The organism is Franconibacter pulveris (assembly GCF_056780215.1).
This window is the reverse complement of sequence record NZ_CM165555.1, coordinates 1,065,865-1,082,847: the sequence shown is the minus strand read 5'-3', so window position 1 is coordinate 1,082,847 and position 16,983 is coordinate 1,065,865. Positions and strand designations below refer to the sequence as shown.

At 57.8% G+C, this 16,983-nt stretch carries 17 protein-coding genes and 1 pseudogene; 7 read left to right on the top strand and 11 right to left on the bottom strand.

Annotated elements, in window-relative coordinates; translation table 11 throughout:
* Nucleotides 1–123: 123 nt before the first annotated feature.
* From adrA to ACU4F7_RS05135, 6 genes and pseudogenes are all read right to left on the bottom strand, one after another.
* Entirely contained in the window at nt 124–1,224 is a 1,101-nt protein-coding gene (gene adrA, locus ACU4F7_RS05160) for a diguanylate cyclase AdrA (RefSeq protein WP_029592050.1), read from the bottom strand.
* A 103-nt stretch (nt 1,225–1,327) separates the two neighbouring features.
* Entirely contained in the window at nt 1,328–1,642 is a 315-nt protein-coding gene (locus ACU4F7_RS05155; RefSeq protein ID WP_029592049.1) for a PsiF family protein, read from the bottom strand.
* Between the two features lie 192 nt (nt 1,643–1,834).
* Nucleotides 1,835–2,177 (bottom strand): annotated as a pseudogene (locus tag ACU4F7_RS05150) (alkaline phosphatase); the annotation flags it as partial.
* Nucleotides 2,178–2,321: 144 nt separating this feature from the next.
* Complete coding sequence (gene iraP, locus ACU4F7_RS05145; RefSeq protein ID WP_029592048.1) at nt 2,322–2,582, bottom strand: anti-adapter protein IraP; 261 nt, start codon at nt 2,580–2,582, stop codon at nt 2,322–2,324.
* 235 nt (nt 2,583–2,817) lie between these two features.
* Complete coding sequence (locus tag ACU4F7_RS05140) at nt 2,818–4,032, bottom strand: multidrug efflux MFS transporter (RefSeq protein WP_481638180.1); 1,215 nt, start codon at nt 4,030–4,032, stop codon at nt 2,818–2,820.
* A 165-nt stretch (nt 4,033–4,197) separates the two neighbouring features.
* Nucleotides 4,198–4,896 (bottom strand): extensin-like domain-containing protein, encoded by a 699-nt coding sequence (locus ACU4F7_RS05135; RefSeq protein ID WP_029592046.1) that lies wholly within the window; start codon nt 4,894–4,896, stop codon nt 4,198–4,200.
* A 132-nt stretch (nt 4,897–5,028) separates the two neighbouring features.
* On the opposite strand from ACU4F7_RS05135, the gene ddlA reads away from it, so the two are divergent.
* On the top strand, nt 5,029–6,129 hold the full coding sequence (gene ddlA / locus ACU4F7_RS05130; RefSeq protein WP_024555675.1) for a D-alanine--D-alanine ligase: 1,101 nt from the start codon (nt 5,029–5,031) through the stop codon (nt 6,127–6,129).
* Between the two features lie 3 nt (nt 6,130–6,132).
* Here the strand turns inward: ddlA and ACU4F7_RS05125 are convergent, their stop codons facing one another.
* Nucleotides 6,133–6,354, bottom strand: a complete 222-nt coding sequence (locus ACU4F7_RS05125; RefSeq protein ID WP_481638179.1) for a DUF2754 domain-containing protein — start codon at nt 6,352–6,354, stop codon at nt 6,133–6,135.
* Nucleotides 6,355–6,621: 267 nt separating this feature from the next.
* Between ACU4F7_RS05125 and ACU4F7_RS05120 the strand changes: the two genes are divergently transcribed.
* Nucleotides 6,622–6,927, top strand: coding sequence for a DUF2755 family protein (locus ACU4F7_RS05120; RefSeq protein ID WP_024555673.1), 306 nt, complete (start codon nt 6,622–6,624; stop codon nt 6,925–6,927).
* Here ACU4F7_RS05120 and ACU4F7_RS05115 read toward each other — a convergent pair.
* The 3 genes from ACU4F7_RS05115 to ACU4F7_RS05105 all read right to left on the bottom strand — a co-directional run bounded on the left by ACU4F7_RS05115 (nt 6,924) and on the right by ACU4F7_RS05105 (nt 10,086).
* A complete protein-coding gene (locus ACU4F7_RS05115) occupies nt 6,924–8,045 on the bottom strand; it encodes a DUF1615 domain-containing protein (RefSeq protein WP_481638178.1) in 1,122 nt (373 codons plus the stop codon). The two genes, ACU4F7_RS05120 and ACU4F7_RS05115, sit on opposite strands and share 4 nt — an antisense overlap.
* 115 nt (nt 8,046–8,160) lie before the next feature.
* Nucleotides 8,161–9,378 (bottom strand): peptide antibiotic transporter SbmA, encoded by a 1,218-nt coding sequence (gene sbmA, locus ACU4F7_RS05110; protein ID WP_481638177.1) that lies wholly within the window; start codon nt 9,376–9,378, stop codon nt 8,161–8,163.
* Nucleotides 9,379–9,531: 153 nt separating this feature from the next.
* The gene (locus tag ACU4F7_RS05105; RefSeq protein ID WP_481638176.1) at nt 9,532–10,086 is read right to left on the bottom strand and encodes an isochorismatase family protein; all 555 of its coding nucleotides are present in this window, start codon (nt 10,084–10,086) and stop codon (nt 9,532–9,534) included.
* 206 nt (nt 10,087–10,292) lie between these two features.
* Between ACU4F7_RS05105 and ampH the strand changes: the two genes are divergently transcribed.
* From ampH to olsF, 5 genes are all read left to right on the top strand, one after another.
* On the top strand, nt 10,293–11,450 hold the full coding sequence (gene ampH / locus ACU4F7_RS05100; RefSeq protein WP_029592041.1) for a D-alanyl-D-alanine-carboxypeptidase/endopeptidase AmpH: 1,158 nt from the start codon (nt 10,293–10,295) through the stop codon (nt 11,448–11,450).
* 154 nt (nt 11,451–11,604) lie between these two features.
* The gene (locus ACU4F7_RS05095) at nt 11,605–12,099 is read left to right on the top strand and encodes a 2-oxo-tetronate isomerase (protein WP_024555668.1); all 495 of its coding nucleotides are present in this window, start codon (nt 11,605–11,607) and stop codon (nt 12,097–12,099) included.
* A 104-nt stretch (nt 12,100–12,203) separates the two neighbouring features.
* A complete protein-coding gene (locus ACU4F7_RS05090) occupies nt 12,204–12,683 on the top strand; it encodes a carboxymuconolactone decarboxylase family protein (RefSeq protein ID WP_024555667.1) in 480 nt (159 codons plus the stop codon).
* 103 nt (nt 12,684–12,786) lie between these two features.
* Nucleotides 12,787–13,764: a porphobilinogen synthase gene (hemB, locus tag ACU4F7_RS05085; RefSeq protein ID WP_029592040.1), complete on the top strand. Its 978-nt coding sequence runs from the start codon at nt 12,787–12,789 to the stop codon at nt 13,762–13,764.
* A 363-nt stretch (nt 13,765–14,127) separates the two neighbouring features.
* Complete coding sequence (gene olsF, locus ACU4F7_RS05080; RefSeq protein WP_481638175.1) at nt 14,128–15,843, top strand: bifunctional ornithine lipid synthase OlsF; 1,716 nt, start codon at nt 14,128–14,130, stop codon at nt 15,841–15,843.
* 29 nt (nt 15,844–15,872) lie between these two features.
* Here the strand turns inward: olsF and melR are convergent, their stop codons facing one another.
* Complete coding sequence (melR, locus tag ACU4F7_RS05075; protein WP_024555664.1) at nt 15,873–16,805, bottom strand: transcriptional regulator MelR; 933 nt, start codon at nt 16,803–16,805, stop codon at nt 15,873–15,875.
* Nucleotides 16,806–16,983: the final 178 nt, after the last annotated feature.

The window sequence follows — 16,983 nt, the reverse complement described above, 5'->3', positions numbered from 1 at the left end:
GCAATGCACCTCCTGATTGTTATTGTGCGTCGGCGCGGCTTATCCGCCGCGTCGCGAGAGTCGGTTATGTTGCAGCGCTCTTTTAAGCCTGGCAGAGATGACGGGGTCGGCAAACGAGGAGGATCAGGCGGCCACTTCAGTGCGGTTGCGGCCCGCTTTTTTAGCTTTATAAAGGGCGTTATCCGCCGCTTTCAGCCATTCGCGGTAGTGCGTCATTTGCGGCGTGAGCGGCGCCACGCCTACGCTTATGCGCACCCGCAGATCCGGCGCGGAGTCAAAGCGATAATCATCAAGATGTTCATGCACCCGGTGCATGGCGGCGATGGCGCTCTGCACCGACGTGCCCGTCATAAACACCGCAAATTCGTCGCCGCCAAACCGGCCGATGACGTCGGTGGTGCGTAACGTGAGCTGTAAATGCTGCGTGATGGCAAGAATCGCTTCATCGCCGACATCATGCCCGTAGGTATCGTTAATGGTCTTGAAATGGTCGAGATCGATCAACAACAGCGTGGAAATGCGCTGATAACGTCGGCAGTTGTCGAACTCGTTATGCAGCAGATGCTCCCAGTGGCGTCGGTTATAGACGCCGGTCATGCCGTCGCGGGTACTGAGAAGCTGCAGCCGACGCTTGCGTTCGGCCAGGTTGATGGCGGTGCGGTAGGTCACAAAGCCAAAGAAAACCGGGTAAATAAGCAGCGCAGGCAAGCAAACCCACATCTCAAGCGGCGTGGTGGCGATATCCACCGGCAGGTTCGTTATCGCAATCGTCGTAAAGCAGGCCGCCGCTTGCAGCAGCAGGCCGACCAGAAAAAGCTTTACGCCGCCTGCCCCCATATTATTCATGTTGACCATCATCAGAATAAGTATGGAGGGCAGCGCGTTGAGCCCGATTGCGCCGATCCAGACGCCGCCCATCACTGAATCGAACGTCAGGTTGCGCTGTTCGGCGGCCATCGGGTTAGCGGCGCGGTCCGCCAGCAGCCAGGCGACATGCGGCCAGATAAACGCGTAAACCGACAGCACCAGCCACCACCAGGCGGAGAGCGGTTGGGTGAGCAGAATGGGGGCGAGAAAAAGAAAGCTGATGCCGTGGCCTACCGTGCGCGGCGGCCAGATGCGGCGTGCGAAGCGTTGCCCGGAGCGCAGATAGTCATCCGTAAAGCGAGCCTGTTGGCGGGCCTGCCAGGAGGTCCATCGACTAAATATTTGTTGTTGATTCATTTTTTCGGGACGGTTTCGCAACATTTCCCAAAGTATAAGGAGGCGGCAAACGGCCCGAGTATGAAATTTCGGGTGAGCGGTTTTAGCCACTCACCCATATGAACTACCAGCCGGATTGGGCCATACAGTCGCCTGCCGCGCGGCGGCGTTCGTCACCATCCAGCATCTGCGTCTGCGCGCTGCATTTTTTCATTTGCTGCTCATACGGCGTCAGGCTTTTATCGCGAGGCGCGCTCTGGCGGTTTTGCAGGCAGTTGCGAATATAGACCTTGCGGGCGTCGCCGGTGATTTGCGCGGCGGTGGCCTGCTGATTGCAGACGGTGCGCGATGGCGGAAGCATAGCGCCGCGTTCGGCGCTCCAGGTCGGCGCTGGCGAGAGCATCCCCATCACCAGCGCGGTAAGCAGCGTGGTTTTCATTGTTTCTCCTGCAAGCGATAGCCGCGCTATAAGCCTGGTCAGGAGAGCCGGGAAAAACCACCTGGCAGCGTCAGGAATGTCTGCCCGGTAGCATTTTTTATAACAGGCCGGGGCTGGCTTTCTGCTGTAGAAAAGAGGGCTTGATGGGTTAAGCCGCTACAGCGGCCGAGCGCGGGCTGTTGTCAATTTTCACGCCGTGGCGCAAGCGGCGGCGCCAGTAATGAAATCGGGCTTGTGGGGTTTTTATCAAGGGGATAGCGGGTGTGCTGGTCAGTCAGCGGCAGCGCGGCACTACCTTTAAAAAAGCCGCCGGCACCCTCGGCGTCATTGCGCGCTGCCGTTATTTCCGAATCATCGATACCATCGCCAATTCACAAAATACCTTTTTTGCCGACCGATTATTTAATGAGGCGCGCAACGCTTCAGTTTGATCGCTCGTCAGACGGCGCGCGCCGGCTGGCTGAGTAATATCCCTTCGCGCCGCCCGATTATCGAGCCCGGACGGTTTGCATGCGCGACACTGGCCGCAACACAACTCAACGATGATATTAAGGCAATTGCTATCGCGCACTTTTCTACCTTATTTCTTGCCTTTAAAAGATAAAAAAGAAATAACAACAGCGCGACGATAGAATCAAATTATGACGGCATCATGACGAATCATGATGCCGTTAACAGACTAGCTTCTGGGGTGCCGTAAAAGCTTTTTTACGTATTGGTTGAGCAATTCAGTATCGCGGTGCGGAACTTCGCTCGGCGGGTTTGCTTCCTGCAATGCCCCTTCAATGCCCTGAATCAGTGCATCCTGCTCTTTCTGCTCCATATGGCGCAGCATTGCAGTCACGACTATCTCCAGCGCCTCGACCTGGGCCACCAGCTCTTTTGACTCTTCCTCTTTTTGTGCAAGCTTTACCAGCAATTCGGCAATAAGATTTTTCATAACCCAATTCCCTTAGTTAATATCGGGTGAAAGTTATCACCCCGTTTCAAAGTTGCAAAGTAAAAATGAATCAATTTTTATATTAATTTAATGGAAGTGTGGCTCGGCACAAAAACTAAGCAATGACGAAACGTTTCTGTTATTTAACTTAAATTCCTGGCGCAGCTATGCAGATAAAACCCTTCTTTTTGTGTATTGTAATTAAGTAAAATCTATTGCATTAGATATCATTAAGTTAAGTCCCCTTTCGACGCAAAGCGCTCAACCGCCGCTGGCGCAGCGACCATGCCAGCTGCCCCACATTCACCAGCACCACCAGCGCGGTGGCGATAAAGACCCAGCGGTAGCCCGCCATCGCCGAAATGCCCGCCCCCATCAGCGGCCCCAGCACATTCCCCAGATACATAAACGACTGGTTGTAACCAAAAATGCGCCCTGTCACCTGGTCGCTTGAATACTTCACCAGCAGCGTCTGCACCGCAGGCAGCATGGCGCCATCGGCGAAGCCGAGCAAAAAGCGCAGCACAGCGAGCTGCGTTGGCGAGGTGACAAAAGACATGGCGAAAAAGAGCGCGACGGCGAAGATAAGCGTCGCCATCAACACCCGGGCGGTGCCGATGCGGTCGCCGAGCTTGCCAAGACGCGGGGCGGAAATCAGCGCCGAGACGCCTGGCACGGCGGCAATCATGCCGCTCAGAAAGGCGATATTGTCGCTCTGCGGCGAAAGCGCCTTAATAAACAGCGCCAGTATCGGGCTGATGGAACCGTTGCAAAGCTGGATAACCATGGTGGTAATAAAGAGACTGATAACCAGCCCCGGATAAGGCAGCGAGGCGAAGACCGCCTTGCCGGAAAGGCGCTGGGCTTTGCTGCCTGCAGGACGCACGCCTTCTTTTATCAGCAGCAGCGTCACCAGGAAGCTTATCATCAGCAAAAGCGCGGTCACCAAAAAGACGGTGCGCAGACCAAGATGGTCGGCCAGAAAGCCGCCCATCAGCGGGCCGCAAATCACGCCGCTGATTTGCGCCGTGGAGAGCGTGCTGAGCGCCCAGCCGCTGCGCTCGCGCGGCACTTGCGAAGCCACCAGCGCCATGGCGTTGGGAATATACCCCGAGGTCAGCCCCATGATGGCCCGCAGGAAAAAGAGCTGCCAGACGTTGGTGGCGAACGCCTGCAACAGAATCGCTATCGCCATGCCGAGGGAAGCGCGCAGCAGCATCAGCTTGCGGCCTTTGCGGTCGGCCAGGCTGCCCCACATGGGAGAGACGATGGCCGAAACCAGAAACGTGACGCTGAAGGTTAAGCCCGACCACATCGACAGGGCTTCATGGGAGGTCACGCCCAACTGGGCGACATAGAGCGGCAGAAACGGGAGGATTTGACTGATGGCGAGGCCGGTGAAAAAGCAGCCGAACCAGACCGAGATAATATTGACCTTCCAGGATTCCATACGCCCGCGACAAAAAGAATGAAATGAATAAGTCCACCATACCAGCCGCTCTCTTCCTGCGCGTGGCATCCCTTGCGCTCTGATTCATTTCAGGATTTTATCTTTCAGAACGAAGTATTTGTGATATTTATCACATAAGCCGCCGTCACTGCCGCACTTTTCTCTTTAACGGCAGATGCCGAACCCCCGCATGCCTAAGTGAAAATGGTTAGCGTGAGCGGCGTTATAGTCCGGTCCCAGCGAATTGCCGAAGAACGGACAGCTCTGATTGAACAGCGCGTGCAGCGTTTCTCCTCGCGCGTTTTGCTCGTTCCACCCTTTCAGCACGGTGATGTGCTGGCCGTTGGCGAAACGAAAGCCGCTAATATCCAGCGCGTCCGCCGTCGCGTGCTCGCTTAACCGTGCGCCGGGGCGGTTGTAGATATTGCGGCAGGCATAGCTGCCTAAATGATCGATGCGCGTCAGCTCGCTCTTCATGATGGAAGCGGCAACGGGTTTCGCGCGCTGCTGGACATACATGGCGCTGCTCAACGCCAGCGGACAACTGGCGAGAAACGAACTGCTGAGCCGCACGTCGCCAAAGCGGGTGACGCGCACCGGCGCGTCGAGCGGACATTTGCCCGCCACGTTAGTTTGCTCGCGAAAGCTAATCATGCCCTTGTCGCTCGCCTGCCTGAGGATGGCGAGGCAGGCCTGCGGCTCGCTTGCCATCTGGCGCAGCTTATAGCGTGTCACCAGGGTGGGCGGGTCATCGGGCGAGAGCGGCGCAAACGGGTTGTACCAGGCGGGCAGCCAGTTATACAAGCTGTACGCGATAAGCGCCGCTACCCCGACTCCCGCCACTACGCCTCCCGCTTTCGCCATGCGCTCTCCCTTTCTTTGATCTGAATTCTGAGTATAGCCGCCGCTTTCCAGCGTACCGCAGGAAGCGCATGAAACGCGCCTTATCGCGTGCTATGTTGTCAGCTTTCGTAAGCATTCAGGATGGATTGTGTGATGGCAAAACTGCGCGTGGGCATCGTCTTTGGCGGAAAATCGGCGGAGCATGAAGTGTCGCTCCAGTCGGCGAAAAATATCGTCGACGCCATTGATAAAGAGAAGTTTGAGGTTGTACTGCTGGGAATTGATAAACAGGGCCAGTGGCACGTCAACGAGGCGTCCGGCTACCTGCTGAACGCCAACGACCCGGCGCGCATCGCGCTTCATCGCTCAGAGAAAACCGTCGCGCTGGTGCCAGGCCAGACCGAAGCGCAGTTGATTGAGGCGAACAGCCGCCAGGCGCTGGATCAGGTGGATGTGATTTTCCCCATCGTGCACGGCACGCTTGGCGAAGATGGCTCTCTGCAGGGCATGCTGCGCATGGCCAACCTGCCGTTCGTCGGCTCCGGCGTGCTCGGCTCGGCGGTCAGCATGGATAAAGATGTCGCCAAGCGGCTGCTGCGCGACGCGGGCTTAAACGTCGCGCCCTTCGTTACGCTCACCCGCGCCAGCCGCAACCGCGTGAGCTTCAGCGAACTTGAGCAAACCTTCGGCCTGCCGCTGTTTGTGAAGCCCGCGAATCAGGGCTCATCCGTCGGCGTAAGCAAAGTGACCAGCGAAGCGCAGTTTCACCAGGCGGTGGCGCTGGCCTTTGAATTCGACCATAAAGTGGTGGTGGAACAGGGCATTAAAGGACGTGAAATCGAATGCGCGGTGCTCGGTAACGACGAGCCGCAAGCGAGCACCTGCGGCGAAGTGGTTGTCAACGACGAGTTCTATTCTTACGACACCAAATACCTTGATGACAAAGGCGCGCAGGTGGTAGTGCCTGCGGCCATCACGCCGGATATTAACGATACAATTCGCGCCATCGCTATCCGCGCTTATCAGGCGCTGGAGTGCTGCGGCATGGCGCGCGTCGATGTCTTCCTGACCGCGGATAACGACGTTATTATTAACGAAATCAACACGCTGCCAGGCTTTACCAATATCAGCATGTATCCCAAGCTGTGGCAGGCGAGCGGCCTTAGCTACCAGGCACTGATTACCCGCCTTATTGAACTGGCGCTGGAGCGCCACCGCGCCGACAGCGCGCTGAAAAGCGCCATCACCCGCTAACGGTTATTCTTTTGCCGCGTCCGGTTTCTCTTCTTCCGGACGCCGGCGAATAATCAGCCCCGCGAGCCAGAAGCTGATAAGCCAGGTTACCAGCCCGACGGCGTAGTTTTGCCAGCCTTTTGTCTCAACGCCCAGCAGGCCGATAATTCCGTTAAGGATAAAAATAAGCCCGATGGCGAAGGCGTAATAGTGCCAGTCGCGGCGGATTTTCACAGGCAGGTTCATTGCGGCTCCGGAGGAAAAAAAGCCATCATCGCATATCCTTTTCAGGCTGTCTGCGGCCCGGGTCGCGGCAGATGGGGAAAATCTGAAATGTTACCTGTTGATTAATAAAGTTACGTAAATGTGAGTATCGACATAAAACTGACATCCAGGAGTAATCCACCCCTGAAATTACCAGAAATCCGATATTGACATTTGCTAACTCCTGTCACACTCACCTTAAGTCAGCTGGCATAACGCCAGCGTGCAGGTATACCCCTGGAGGTCTGTATGGCAGAGATTATGTTGTCGAAACCTGGCTTCGCCAGGAAAAAACGCGAAACAACCCTGCCTGGCAATATCGCTTATGCCGTGTTTGTGCTGTTCTGCTTCTGGGTAGGCGCGCAAATACTGAACCTGCTGGTTCATGCGCCAGGCGTGTTTGACCACCTGATGCAGATGCAAGAGAACGGCCGCCCCCGCATTGAAATGGGGCTTGCGGTGAGCACGCTGTTTGGCGTGGTTCCCTTCCTGCTGGGTTGTGTTATGGCTGGCGCCTTTGCGCTTTATCTGCGCCTGCGCCAGCGCTTTTTCTAACCCTTCTTCATACAGCGGGCCCGGCGATCGTCCACGCGTTTAGCAAACCAGGCGGTGGTTAAATTGCGGGTAATTTTCGGGCTTTCCAGCTGAATGCCGGGCAGCATCTCCCTCGGCAATTTTCTGCCTGCCTTTTGTTCAGCCAGCTTATACATCTTCTGGTAAAGATCGGTCTCTTCGAAATCCAGGCTGTCGCCTTTGCTGAGCGCGCGGTGAATGGCGCTGTCGCTCATGCCGATTTTGCCCGCGAGCTTGCGTACCGCCAGTTCCGTGCTGCCCGGCTCGTCGCTGTTATAGCGAATCAAATCGCCATCCAGCGCCAGCTTCACGCCGCTCGCCTTGCTGACCGCGTTCTGGAAAGCGGCGTTACGGCTGGCGTACCAGCCAGCGTTAAAGTCTGCAAAGCGGTAAAGCGGCTGCGTGTAGTTCGCCGGGTAGTTAAGCAGATGATAGGTACCGAACCAGAGGCCGCCGCGCCGGGTGAACACCTCCTGGCGTACCGTGCCCTCCATTTTGTACGGATAGCCGCGCTCATGCTGCTCGGCGAAAGCGATACTTACCTGCATCGGTCCGCCAGTGTGCACCGGGTTGAGATTGCCAAACAGGGTCTGGCCGAGCGGCACCATGCCGATAAAATCGTCAAAAATGGCGCTCAGCTGCTTTTCCGTTTTCACCTTATCGAGCCGCTCGCTGTAGCTTTTGCCGTTGGGGGATTTAATCAGCAGCGCCGTGCGCACCACGAAGGCCGGAATATGCAGCTTCCCGGCGCGGCGCTCAATCTCCTTCCAGGCGATGTTGTTGAGGCCGGGCACCGTCGGGTCCGCCTGATAGTTCGCCTCCTGCTCCGCCACGGCCAGCACGGAGCAGATGTTCTCTTCCGTGGCGGGCAGCTTCTGGCTTTCAAAGGCGGTGGCGATATCCTTCGCCCAGCCGTCGCGGTCCTTCACGCTTGCCGGCATTTTCTGTTTCACCACGCTCTTCACATCCAGCGGCTTAACCTTTTCCGCCGTCGGTTCGCTTTTTTGACTGGTGCAGCCCGCCAGCGCGAAAAAAGCGGCCAGGCCAAGCGTGAGGGCGCGCCGCGACGGGCGGGCGATCGGGGGAAGCGCGTTTTCCATACCGTTCCTGTTTCGTGTTAAAAGTCCGCCCGAGCGTAACATTTTCGCAAAAAGCGGAGAATCGGAATCGGCTGGCGTAACGGCATAAAAAAACGCTCCCGAAGGAGCGTTGAGGTTACAGCGCCTGCTGCGGTTCGTTGAGCGGCTCGTTATCCAGCTCGCGCTCGAAGCTGCGCAAACGCTTATAGATGGACATCAGCTCCACAAGCGTCGTCCAGGAGCTAATCAGGTACTGGAACGCGCCGCGCACCTGGCCGAAGACGTTGTTGATCTGCTGCATCAGGCCAAGCGTGATAGCGCCCGAAACAATAGACGGGAAAAGCAGGAACAGGCCAAACACGTTATCTACCTGCAGATATAAAATGCGGGCGATGTTGAAATACATGTAGTGGAAATAGAGGCGGAAATAGTTGCGCCGCACGTTGGCGAACAGCTCGCTCACGGTCGGCGGGGTGGCGCGGGTCGGGTCATCTTCGCCGTAGACCAGCTCTTTACGGTAAGCGGCTTCCACCCGCTGGTTTTTAAACTCCAGCCCCGGCAGCTTAATGCCCACGACCGCCAGCAGCCCGGTACCGAGCAACGACCAGACAATCGCCGCAATCACCAGGCCGTAAGGGATATGCCCGATAATCGGCAACTCCTGCACGTGAGGCGACAGCGCCACCAGCACCGGCAAGAAAGCGATAAGCGTCATCACCGCGCTGATAAAGCTCACGCCCATATCTTCAAGCGTGGAGGCGAAGCGCATGGTGTCTTCCTGCACGCGCTGCGCGGCCCCTTCAATGTGGCGCAAGCGCTGCCAGTGCGCCATGTAATATTCGTTCATCGCCGTGCGCCAGCGAAACACGTAGTGGCTGATGAAAAAGTTATTCAGCACGCCGACTACCACGGCAATCAGCGCGATGCCGAGGAACACGCCGACCTCATGGTAAAACTGCTCGATCTTAACCTTATGGGGCGCGCTTAACGCCGTCTGGATGAGATCGTAGAACGGTGCGTACCAGGCGTTGACCGCCACGCCCACTTCCACCAGAAACCAGGTCACGAAAATAATCAGCGCCGAGCCGAGAATCGACCAGTGCTGCCAGCGGTGTGGGCTGTAGAGCATCCAGAAGAGCGCGAAAACGCCTACGCAAAGCGCGTAGTAGGCGTAAAAGACCAGATAATTCACCGACCAGAAGCGCGCCGCGCTGATGGGGACCTCTTTTTCAGCGCCGGCAAGACGCAACAGCCAGTCGCCGCCGCCCGCCTGCCAGAAAATGACGGCAAGCATCGCCCAAATAAAGGCCGACACAAAGAAGGCGGTCGGCCGGGGGAAAAAGGATTTAAACATCACTACACTCCTGCACTGCTGATTGTTATGGCGTTGCTGCGCTTCATCTTCGCCGTTTTTAACCACGACGGACGTTAGCTTACCTAAAACCGCCCGTAAGGCGCGGTGAATGTTGTTGCTAAAAATAAAAGGCGCCAGACCGCGCTGCGCCTGTTAAGACAAAACGGGAAAAGATGAGTTCGTCCGCCACGCGGCAAGAATAGTTTGGGTGGGAAGCACCTGGGGCGGATTAGCCGGCGCGATGAACGAACGCCAGACATCATTGTAGTGGCGGATAAGCACGTCGGCTGGCGCTGCCGGACGGTCGGCGGTGGTATGGGCGTCTTCTGCAATGGTAATGCGATAACCCCGGCTGACGCCGTTTTTGAGGGTGGCGTCCACGCAGTAATCTGTCGCGCAGCCGCAAATCACAAACTCATCGATGTTTTGCTCGCGCAGCAGCGCGTCGAGCGACGTATTGTAAAACGCGTCGCAGGCGCTTTTCGTCACGTAAAACGCCCCTTCAGGCTGGTTAAGCTCCGCCAGCAGCGCGAACGCCTCGCTCCCTTCCGGCAACGCGTCCTCATCGGCATGCTGAATAAAGATGACGGCGTCAGCCGCCTGCGTCAGCGCATTGATGCGCGCCGCGCACGCTTCGCGGTTAAGGCGCGGCGTGGCGAAGACGCCGTTTTGCATATCAACAACCATAACGACACGTCGGGTCGGCATGAGAGGCTCCATAATGAATTAAAAGGGAAGATTGTAGCCTGGCGCAACGTAACGGTGAAAAAGAGTATGAGGGGAGAAAAGAAAAAGTGCTGTGGTTACTCATCGTTACGCTTTTTCGCGTTTTATGTCGCTAATCGGCCCTTTGCACAACGGCGCAGAGTAGTATAAATAGCCTTTACCCCTTAATGACTGTATGGATCCGTCCGTTGAAACGTTGCTTGCTTTTTCTCGCTGCGCTGAGCGCTGCGGTGTTGCCTGCGGCTCAGGCTGCCCCCGCCTCGCCTGACCCGGTATTTGCTTCCGAAATCGTTGACCGTTATGCCAATCATATTTTTTATGGCAGCGGCGCCACCGGCATGGCGATGGTGGTTATCGATGGCAACCAGCGCGTCTTTCGCAGCTTCGGCGAAACCCGCCCCGGCAATAATGTGCGTCCGCAACTCGATTCGGTCATCCGTATTGCTTCCCTGACCAAACTGATGACCAGCGAAATGCTGGTGAAGCTGCTCGACCAGGGCGTGGTGCAGCTTAACGATCCGCTCAGCAAATATGCGCCTGCCGGCGCGCGCGTGCCGACTTATCAGGGCAAGCCGATTACGCTTGTGAACCTCGCCACTCACACCAGCGCCCTGCCCCGCGAGCAGCCCGGCGGCGCGGCGCACCGCCCGGTGTTTGTCTGGCCGACCAAAGAGCAGCGCTGGAACTGGATTAGCCAGGCGAGCCTGAAGGCGGCGCCAGGCTCTATCGTCTCTTATTCCAACCTGGCGTTTGATCTGCTGGCGGATGCGCTTTCGCGGGCGGCGGGCAAACCGTATCCGCAGCTTTTTGAAGAGCAGATAACCCGCCCCCTCGGCATGAAAGACACCACCTTCACCCCGTCGCCCGACCAGTGCAAACGCCTGATGGTGGCGGAGAAAGGGGCCAGCCCCTGCAACAACACGCTGGCGGCCATCGGCAGCGGCGGCGTGTACTCCACGCCTGACGACATGATGCGCTGGATGCAGCAGTTCCTCGCCTCCGACTTCCATTCACGCGGTGCGCAGGCGGACCGGATGCAGACGCTGATTTACCAGCGCGCGCAGTTCGCCCGCGTGGTCGGTATGGATGTGCCGGGCCGGGCCGACGCGCTGGGATTGGGCTGGGTCTACATGGCGCCGAAAGCGGGCCGCCCTGGCATCATTCAAAAAACCGGCGGCGGCGGCGGCTTTATTACCTACATGGCGATGGTGCCGCAAAATAATATCGGCGTTTTCGTGGTGGTGACCCGTTCGCCCTTAACCCGTTTCGTGAACATGAGCGACGGCGTTAACGATCTGGTTACGGAACTGAGCGGCAACAAGCCCCTGGCAACGCCCGCCTCCTGAATGCCTGTGACGGCGCGGGGTGTCAGCCTGCGCCGTTTTTTTACGCGTCTCCCCTCCCCCGCAAGAAAAGCGCATCAATACCCCGGCCTCGCCGCTCCGTTAATGGCCAGAGTGTCATCTATACTCCTTAGGGTTCTGGTTACAGGAGATAAAAATGAATGATGCTATCGAACGCGCTACCACTAAAGTCAGAGAATACCTTCGTGCGAAAGGCCTGAAGCTTGCCACGGCGGAGTCGTGCACCGGCGGGCTTATCGCCTATTCGCTGTGCGCCACCGGCGACACCACCGATTTCTTCTCCAGCGGCTTTACCACTTACACCAATAAAGCGAAGCAGAATATGCTGGGCGTGAGCGAAGAGACGCTGCGCCTTTATACCGCCGTCAGCGAACAGACGGTAAAAGAGATGGCGCAAGGCGCGCGCGACCGCTCCGGGGAAGATGTCAGCCTGTCGGTCAGCGGCTACGCCGGGCCGGACGGCGGCGAAGACGGCACGCCCGCGGGCACCGTCTGGTTTGGCTGGGCGCTGAACGACGGTCGCGTGGTGGCGGAAAAGCGCCATTTTAACGGCGACCCAAAAACCGTTATCGATCAGGCGGCGGCCTTCGCTCTGGAACGTTTAATCGAACTGTTGAAAGAGCAAGAGTAACCCGCCTTATGGTCTGCCTGTAAACTCACAACATGGACCTGTAAGGCAGACCATACTCCCGGCACAATGACGCCAGTTCATTCAAACACGTCGGGAGAATCACCATGTCACAACGTCTTAACTACTTCCAGGCCGCGGGCGATCTGGCGAAAAAGTGTATGGAACTCAGCGCCGCGCTCAACCAAAAGCCGGTCATCAAAGAGCTGGGGCAGCTTATTATGCTGCGCGCTTCTCAGCTTAACGGCTGCGCCTTTTGTGTCGATATGCACGTAAAAGAGGCGAGAATGCACGGCGAGCGCGAGCTGCGTCTGCATCATGTCGCCGTCTGGCGCGAATCCACGCTCTTTTCCGCCCGCGAACGGGCGGCCCTGGCCTGGACCGAGGCGCTGACCCGCCTGACCAACCAGGAGGTCTCTGACGAAGAGTGGGGCGCGGTGCGCGAGCACTTCAACGAAGAAGAGATTGCGCAAATCAGTTTCCAGATAGCCGCCATCAACAGCTGGAACCGCATGGGCGTGGCGTTTCGCGCGACTCCCGGCTCCGCCGACGCGGCTTACGGGCTGGATAAAGCGGGCCTGAATTAAGCCTGAAGAGCCAGGGATGGCCGTTTAGCGACCATAATCGTAAAACGTCGCGCAATAAATCGGGTAAAATAAGGGTTTTTCTTGCCGACAAAAGATAACCGCCATGTCCGATTTTTCCCTGATTTCCCGTCCGCGCCGCCTGCGCAAATCGCCTTCGCTGCGCGCCATGTTTGAAGAAACCTCGCTGAGCCGCAACGACCTGGTGCTGCCCATCTTCGTTGAAGAGGGGCTGGAGGATTACAAACCCATCGCTGCGATGCCGGGCGTCGTGCGCATTCCGGAAAAATACCTCGCCAAAGAGATTGAGCGTATCGCCAACGCGGGCATCCGCTCGGTGATGACCTTCGGTATCTCCCACCACACCGACGAGTGCGGCAGCGACACCTGGAACGAAAACGGCCTGGTGGCGCGCATGTCCCGCATCGCTAAAGACGCGGTGCCGGAGATGATCGTCATGTCCGACACCTGCTTTTGTGAATACACCACCCACGGCCACTGCGGCGTGCTGTGCGACCACGGCGTGGATAACGACCAGACGCTGATTAACCTCGGCAAGCAGGCCGTGGTGGCCGCACGCGCGGGCGCGGACTTTATCGCCCCTTCCGCCGCGATGGACGGCCAGGTGAAAGCGATTCGTCAGGCGCTGGACGCGGCGGGCTTTACCGATACCGCCATCATGTCTTACTCCACTAAATTCGCCTCTTCGTTCTACGGCCCGTTCCGTGAAGCGGCGGGCACCGCCCTGAAAGGCGACCGCAAAACCTACCAGATGAGCCCGATGAACCGCCGCGAAGCGATTCGCGAATCCCTGCTGGATGAAGCGGAAGGCGCGGATGCGCTGATGGTGAAACCGGCAGGCCCCTATCTGGATATTCTGCGCGATATCCGCGAGCGCACCGCCCTGCCGCTCGGCGCTTATCAGGTGAGCGGCGAGTACGCGATGATCAAATTCGCCGCCCAGGCGGGCGCGATTGATGAAACCAACGTCGTGCTGGAAAGCCTGGGCGCCATTAAGCGCGCCGGCGCGGATCTCATCTTCACCTATTTCGCGCTCGATCTGGCCGAGAAAAACATTATTTAATGCGTTAAAAAGGCGGCTTACGGGCCGCTTTTTTTATTAAGCGCCGCTATTGTCGTTTTTTAACGATCGTTTTTGACCTTTTTCGCTTACCGCCTCGCCGGGAGCCCTTACCATCCCTGCGATTTATGCGCAGAATCTCAGTGGTTAACAATTACGCTACAATGCAGGTTATCTTTCGCCAGCCAGGCGCTATCCCGGGCTAAAGAGAGGTTCTTTAAACCCCTTCATCACACATTCGGTGAAAAAAACCTGAATCCCTCTTTTTTCGCTGCGCTCACGCTGTGATGTTTCCTTCATGCTGCTGACACGGCGCCGTCATCTTTTCTCGTTATGTTCACCTCGTTAACGCGAGGAGAGCCTGGCATGTTCAGTATCGATAACGTCCTGCACGACCTTAACCCCCACGGCAGCACTGCCCCCTGGCTAAAGCGCGTATTAAAAAGCCTGCTTCACGAAGAGGAGTTCCGGCTTTTCGCCGACCGCCACCGTCACCTTAAAGGGCTGGATATGGTGGAACAGGTGCTGGAACACCTGCAGATCCGCTGCGATATCGCGGCAAGAGAGCTTGAGCAAATTCCCGATCGCGGGCCGCTGGTGGTGGTGGCGAACCATCCCACCGGCACGCTTGACGGCCTGCTGCTGCTCTACGCGCTCTCCCGCGTGCGGCGGGATATCAAAGTGGTGGCTAACCGCATGTTGAGCCATCTCGAACCGCTCTCTTCGCTCTTTATCGCCGTGGATAATCTGGGCAATCGCACCCGGAAAAGCGCCATTAAGCAGATGGAAGCGCAGCTTGAGCGCGGCGGCGTGCTGATTTTTTTCCCGGCGGGCGAAGTGTCGCGTCCGGCGACGCAGGGCATTGTGGATAAAGCCTGGAACCCGGGCTTTGTTAAGCTTGCCAGCCGCTATCGCGCGACGGTGCTGCCAGCACACCTGGCCGGGCGCAACAGCCTCGCTTTTTACGGCGCCTCGCTGCTCTCTCCCACGCTCGCCATGCTGATGTTGATTGGCGAAATGTTCCGCAAACGCGGCGCCACGCTGCCTGTGCGCATCGGCGAACGCATTCCCTGGACTTGCTGGCATGAGCCTGACGCCGGGGCGAAAGAGACGGCGGCGCGCTTTCGCCGCCATGTGCAGCAACTGGGTAAAGGCCGCAAGGGCGTTTTTAACAGCGAATGCGCCATCGCCAGACCGGAAGACCGCGCCACGCTGCGCCACGCGCTGGCGCAGGCGGAAGTGTTAGGACAAACCCCTGACGGCAAGACGATTTACCTCTGGCAGCGGCGCGGCGCGGAAGAAGCGCCAGTGCTGCGCGAACTGGGCCGCCTGCGGGAAATCGCCTTTCGCGCGGTGGGCGAAGGCAGCGGCAGACGCCGCGATATCGACCGTTACGACGATGACTATCAGCATCTGATCCTCTGGGATGACGCGGCGCTGGAGATAGTCGGCGCTTACCGTTTCGCCCCCTGCGCCGGGCTGGTGGTGCAGCATGGCTTTGACGCGCTCTACAGCCACACGCTTTTCCACTATGACGAGCGAATGAAGGCGATAGTCAGTCAGGGCATTGAGCTGGGACGCAGCTTTATTCAGCCGCAATACTGGGGACGTCGCGGGCTGGATTATCTGTGGAGCGGCATCGGCGCTTATCTGGCGCGTTATCCGCACTACCGCTATCTCTTTGGCCCGGTCTCTATCTCCGGCGGGCTGCCGCCTGCCGCGCGCGATTTGCTGGTGGCGTTTTACCGGCTCTGGTTTCCGGCCCCCGGGGCGCTGGCCGCCTCCCGCCGCCCTTATCCCGTTTCGCTGCCCAAAGCCCTGGCGCAGTTTAGCGGCACAGATTATGTGGAAGATCTGACGCGCCTGAAAACGCTGCTCGGTAATCTCGGCTGCGCCATTCCGCCGCTCTATAAGCAATATTCGGAGCTTTGCGAACCTGGCGGCGTGCAGTTTATCGACTTCGGCAGCGATCCGGCGTTTAGCAACTGCGTGGACGGGCTGGTGCTGGTGGACTTAACGCGCCTTAAAGCGTCGCGGCGCGAGCGTTACATCAGCGTCCATCAACGCGCGGCGGGCGGTTAAGACAAACGACGCGCTGACGCAGCGCCAGCCTATGCCAGTTCGTTTCCCCGCCGCCGCAGCTGGCTCAGCTTGCGGTACTTTTGCGGCGTCATGCCGACATATTTATTGAAGGTGCTGTAAAAACGGCTGCTGGAGCCAAACCCGGCGGTCAGGGCGATATCCAGAATGGTTTTGTCCGTATCGCTAAGCAGCGCGCGCACGTGGTTGATGCGCATGGCGGTAATGTACTGCTTCATGGTGAGCTGCATGACGCGCTGGAAAATCCCCATCGCATAGTTGGGATTGAGCTTTACATGCTCGGCAATCGCGTCAATGGTCAGCATCTGATCATAATTAACGGCGATAAACTCCAGCATCTGGCTGACGTAAAACTGCGCGTGCCGCGAGACGCTGTTTTTATGGGTGCGCGAGGTTTTGTTCACCAGAATCGGCTGCCAGCCGGAAAGGCTAAAGCGCTTGAGCATCAGGCCGATTTCATCTATCGCCAGCTGGTGTATCTGTTCATTATCGCTGTTGAGTTCGTTCTGCCAGCGCTGCACCTCGAAGGCGCTTAACTGCTGGGCGGCCAGCGACTTAATCACCATGCCGTGAGTAACGTGGTTAATGAGTTCGCGATCGAGCGGCCAGGAGAGAAACAGGTGCATCGGCAGATTGAAAATCGCCATTTGCGTACAGTCGCCAGGCCGCGTCAACTGATGCGGGGTACAGGCCCAGAAGAGCGTGATGTAACCCTGTTTAATGCGCACCACTTCATTGTTTATCAAATACTCCACGTCGCCGTCGAACGGCACATTCACCTCCACCTGTCCGTGCCAGTGGCTGGCGGGCATCGCGTGCGGCGGGCGCAGTTCAACTTCCATCCGCTGATATTCTGAATAGAGCGACAGCGGGCCGCGGGTCTCTTTCTCATCGCCGCTGCACATATCCGGTCTTGCCGGGGATGGCGTCGTTAGTTTTCCCATCTTCTCCCTCTTTCCTGGATTCTCATTTTCATGCAGCGGATGCCGGCTTGCTCTTCCAGTTTAGCCAGTCGGGTTGCCGTTAACTCTGCTAAATCGGCTCTTTTTTCCCGAAACCTCAGATCCCGCGCGCCGTATGGCGCGATCTGAGGTTTCGGGAATGCCCTGCCGGGAAGAGAGC

Coding starts and splice junctions, on each gene's coding strand:
- ACU4F7_RS05120 (WP_024555673.1), top strand. CDS start 6,622: ATGGCAGAGATTATGTTGTCGAAACCTGGCTTCGCCAGGAAAAAACGC.
- melR (WP_024555664.1), bottom strand. CDS start 16,805: ATGGGAAAACTAACGACGCCATCCCCGGCAAGACCGGATATGTGCAGC.
- olsF (WP_481638175.1), top strand. CDS start 14,128: ATGTTCAGTATCGATAACGTCCTGCACGACCTTAACCCCCACGGCAGC.
- ddlA (WP_024555675.1), top strand. CDS start 5,029: ATGGCAAAACTGCGCGTGGGCATCGTCTTTGGCGGAAAATCGGCGGAG.
- adrA (WP_029592050.1), bottom strand. CDS start 1,224: ATGAATCAACAACAAATATTTAGTCGATGGACCTCCTGGCAGGCCCGC.
- ACU4F7_RS05105 (WP_481638176.1), bottom strand. CDS start 10,086: ATGCCGACCCGACGTGTCGTTATGGTTGTTGATATGCAAAACGGCGTC.
- ACU4F7_RS05140 (WP_481638180.1), bottom strand. CDS start 4,032: ATGGAATCCTGGAAGGTCAATATTATCTCGGTCTGGTTCGGCTGCTTT.
- iraP (WP_029592048.1), bottom strand. CDS start 2,582: ATGAAAAATCTTATTGCCGAATTGCTGGTAAAGCTTGCACAAAAAGAG.
- ACU4F7_RS05095 (WP_024555668.1), top strand. CDS start 11,605: ATGAATGATGCTATCGAACGCGCTACCACTAAAGTCAGAGAATACCTT.
- sbmA (WP_481638177.1), bottom strand. CDS start 9,378: ATGTTTAAATCCTTTTTCCCCCGGCCGACCGCCTTCTTTGTGTCGGCC.
- ACU4F7_RS05090 (WP_024555667.1), top strand. CDS start 12,204: ATGTCACAACGTCTTAACTACTTCCAGGCCGCGGGCGATCTGGCGAAA.
- hemB (WP_029592040.1), top strand. CDS start 12,787: ATGTCCGATTTTTCCCTGATTTCCCGTCCGCGCCGCCTGCGCAAATCG.
- ACU4F7_RS05125 (WP_481638179.1), bottom strand. CDS start 6,354: ATGAACCTGCCTGTGAAAATCCGCCGCGACTGGCACTATTACGCCTTC.
- ACU4F7_RS05115 (WP_481638178.1), bottom strand. CDS start 8,045: ATGGAAAACGCGCTTCCCCCGATCGCCCGCCCGTCGCGGCGCGCCCTC.
- ACU4F7_RS05135 (WP_029592046.1), bottom strand. CDS start 4,896: ATGGCGAAAGCGGGAGGCGTAGTGGCGGGAGTCGGGGTAGCGGCGCTT.
- ACU4F7_RS05155 (WP_029592049.1), bottom strand. CDS start 1,642: ATGAAAACCACGCTGCTTACCGCGCTGGTGATGGGGATGCTCTCGCCA.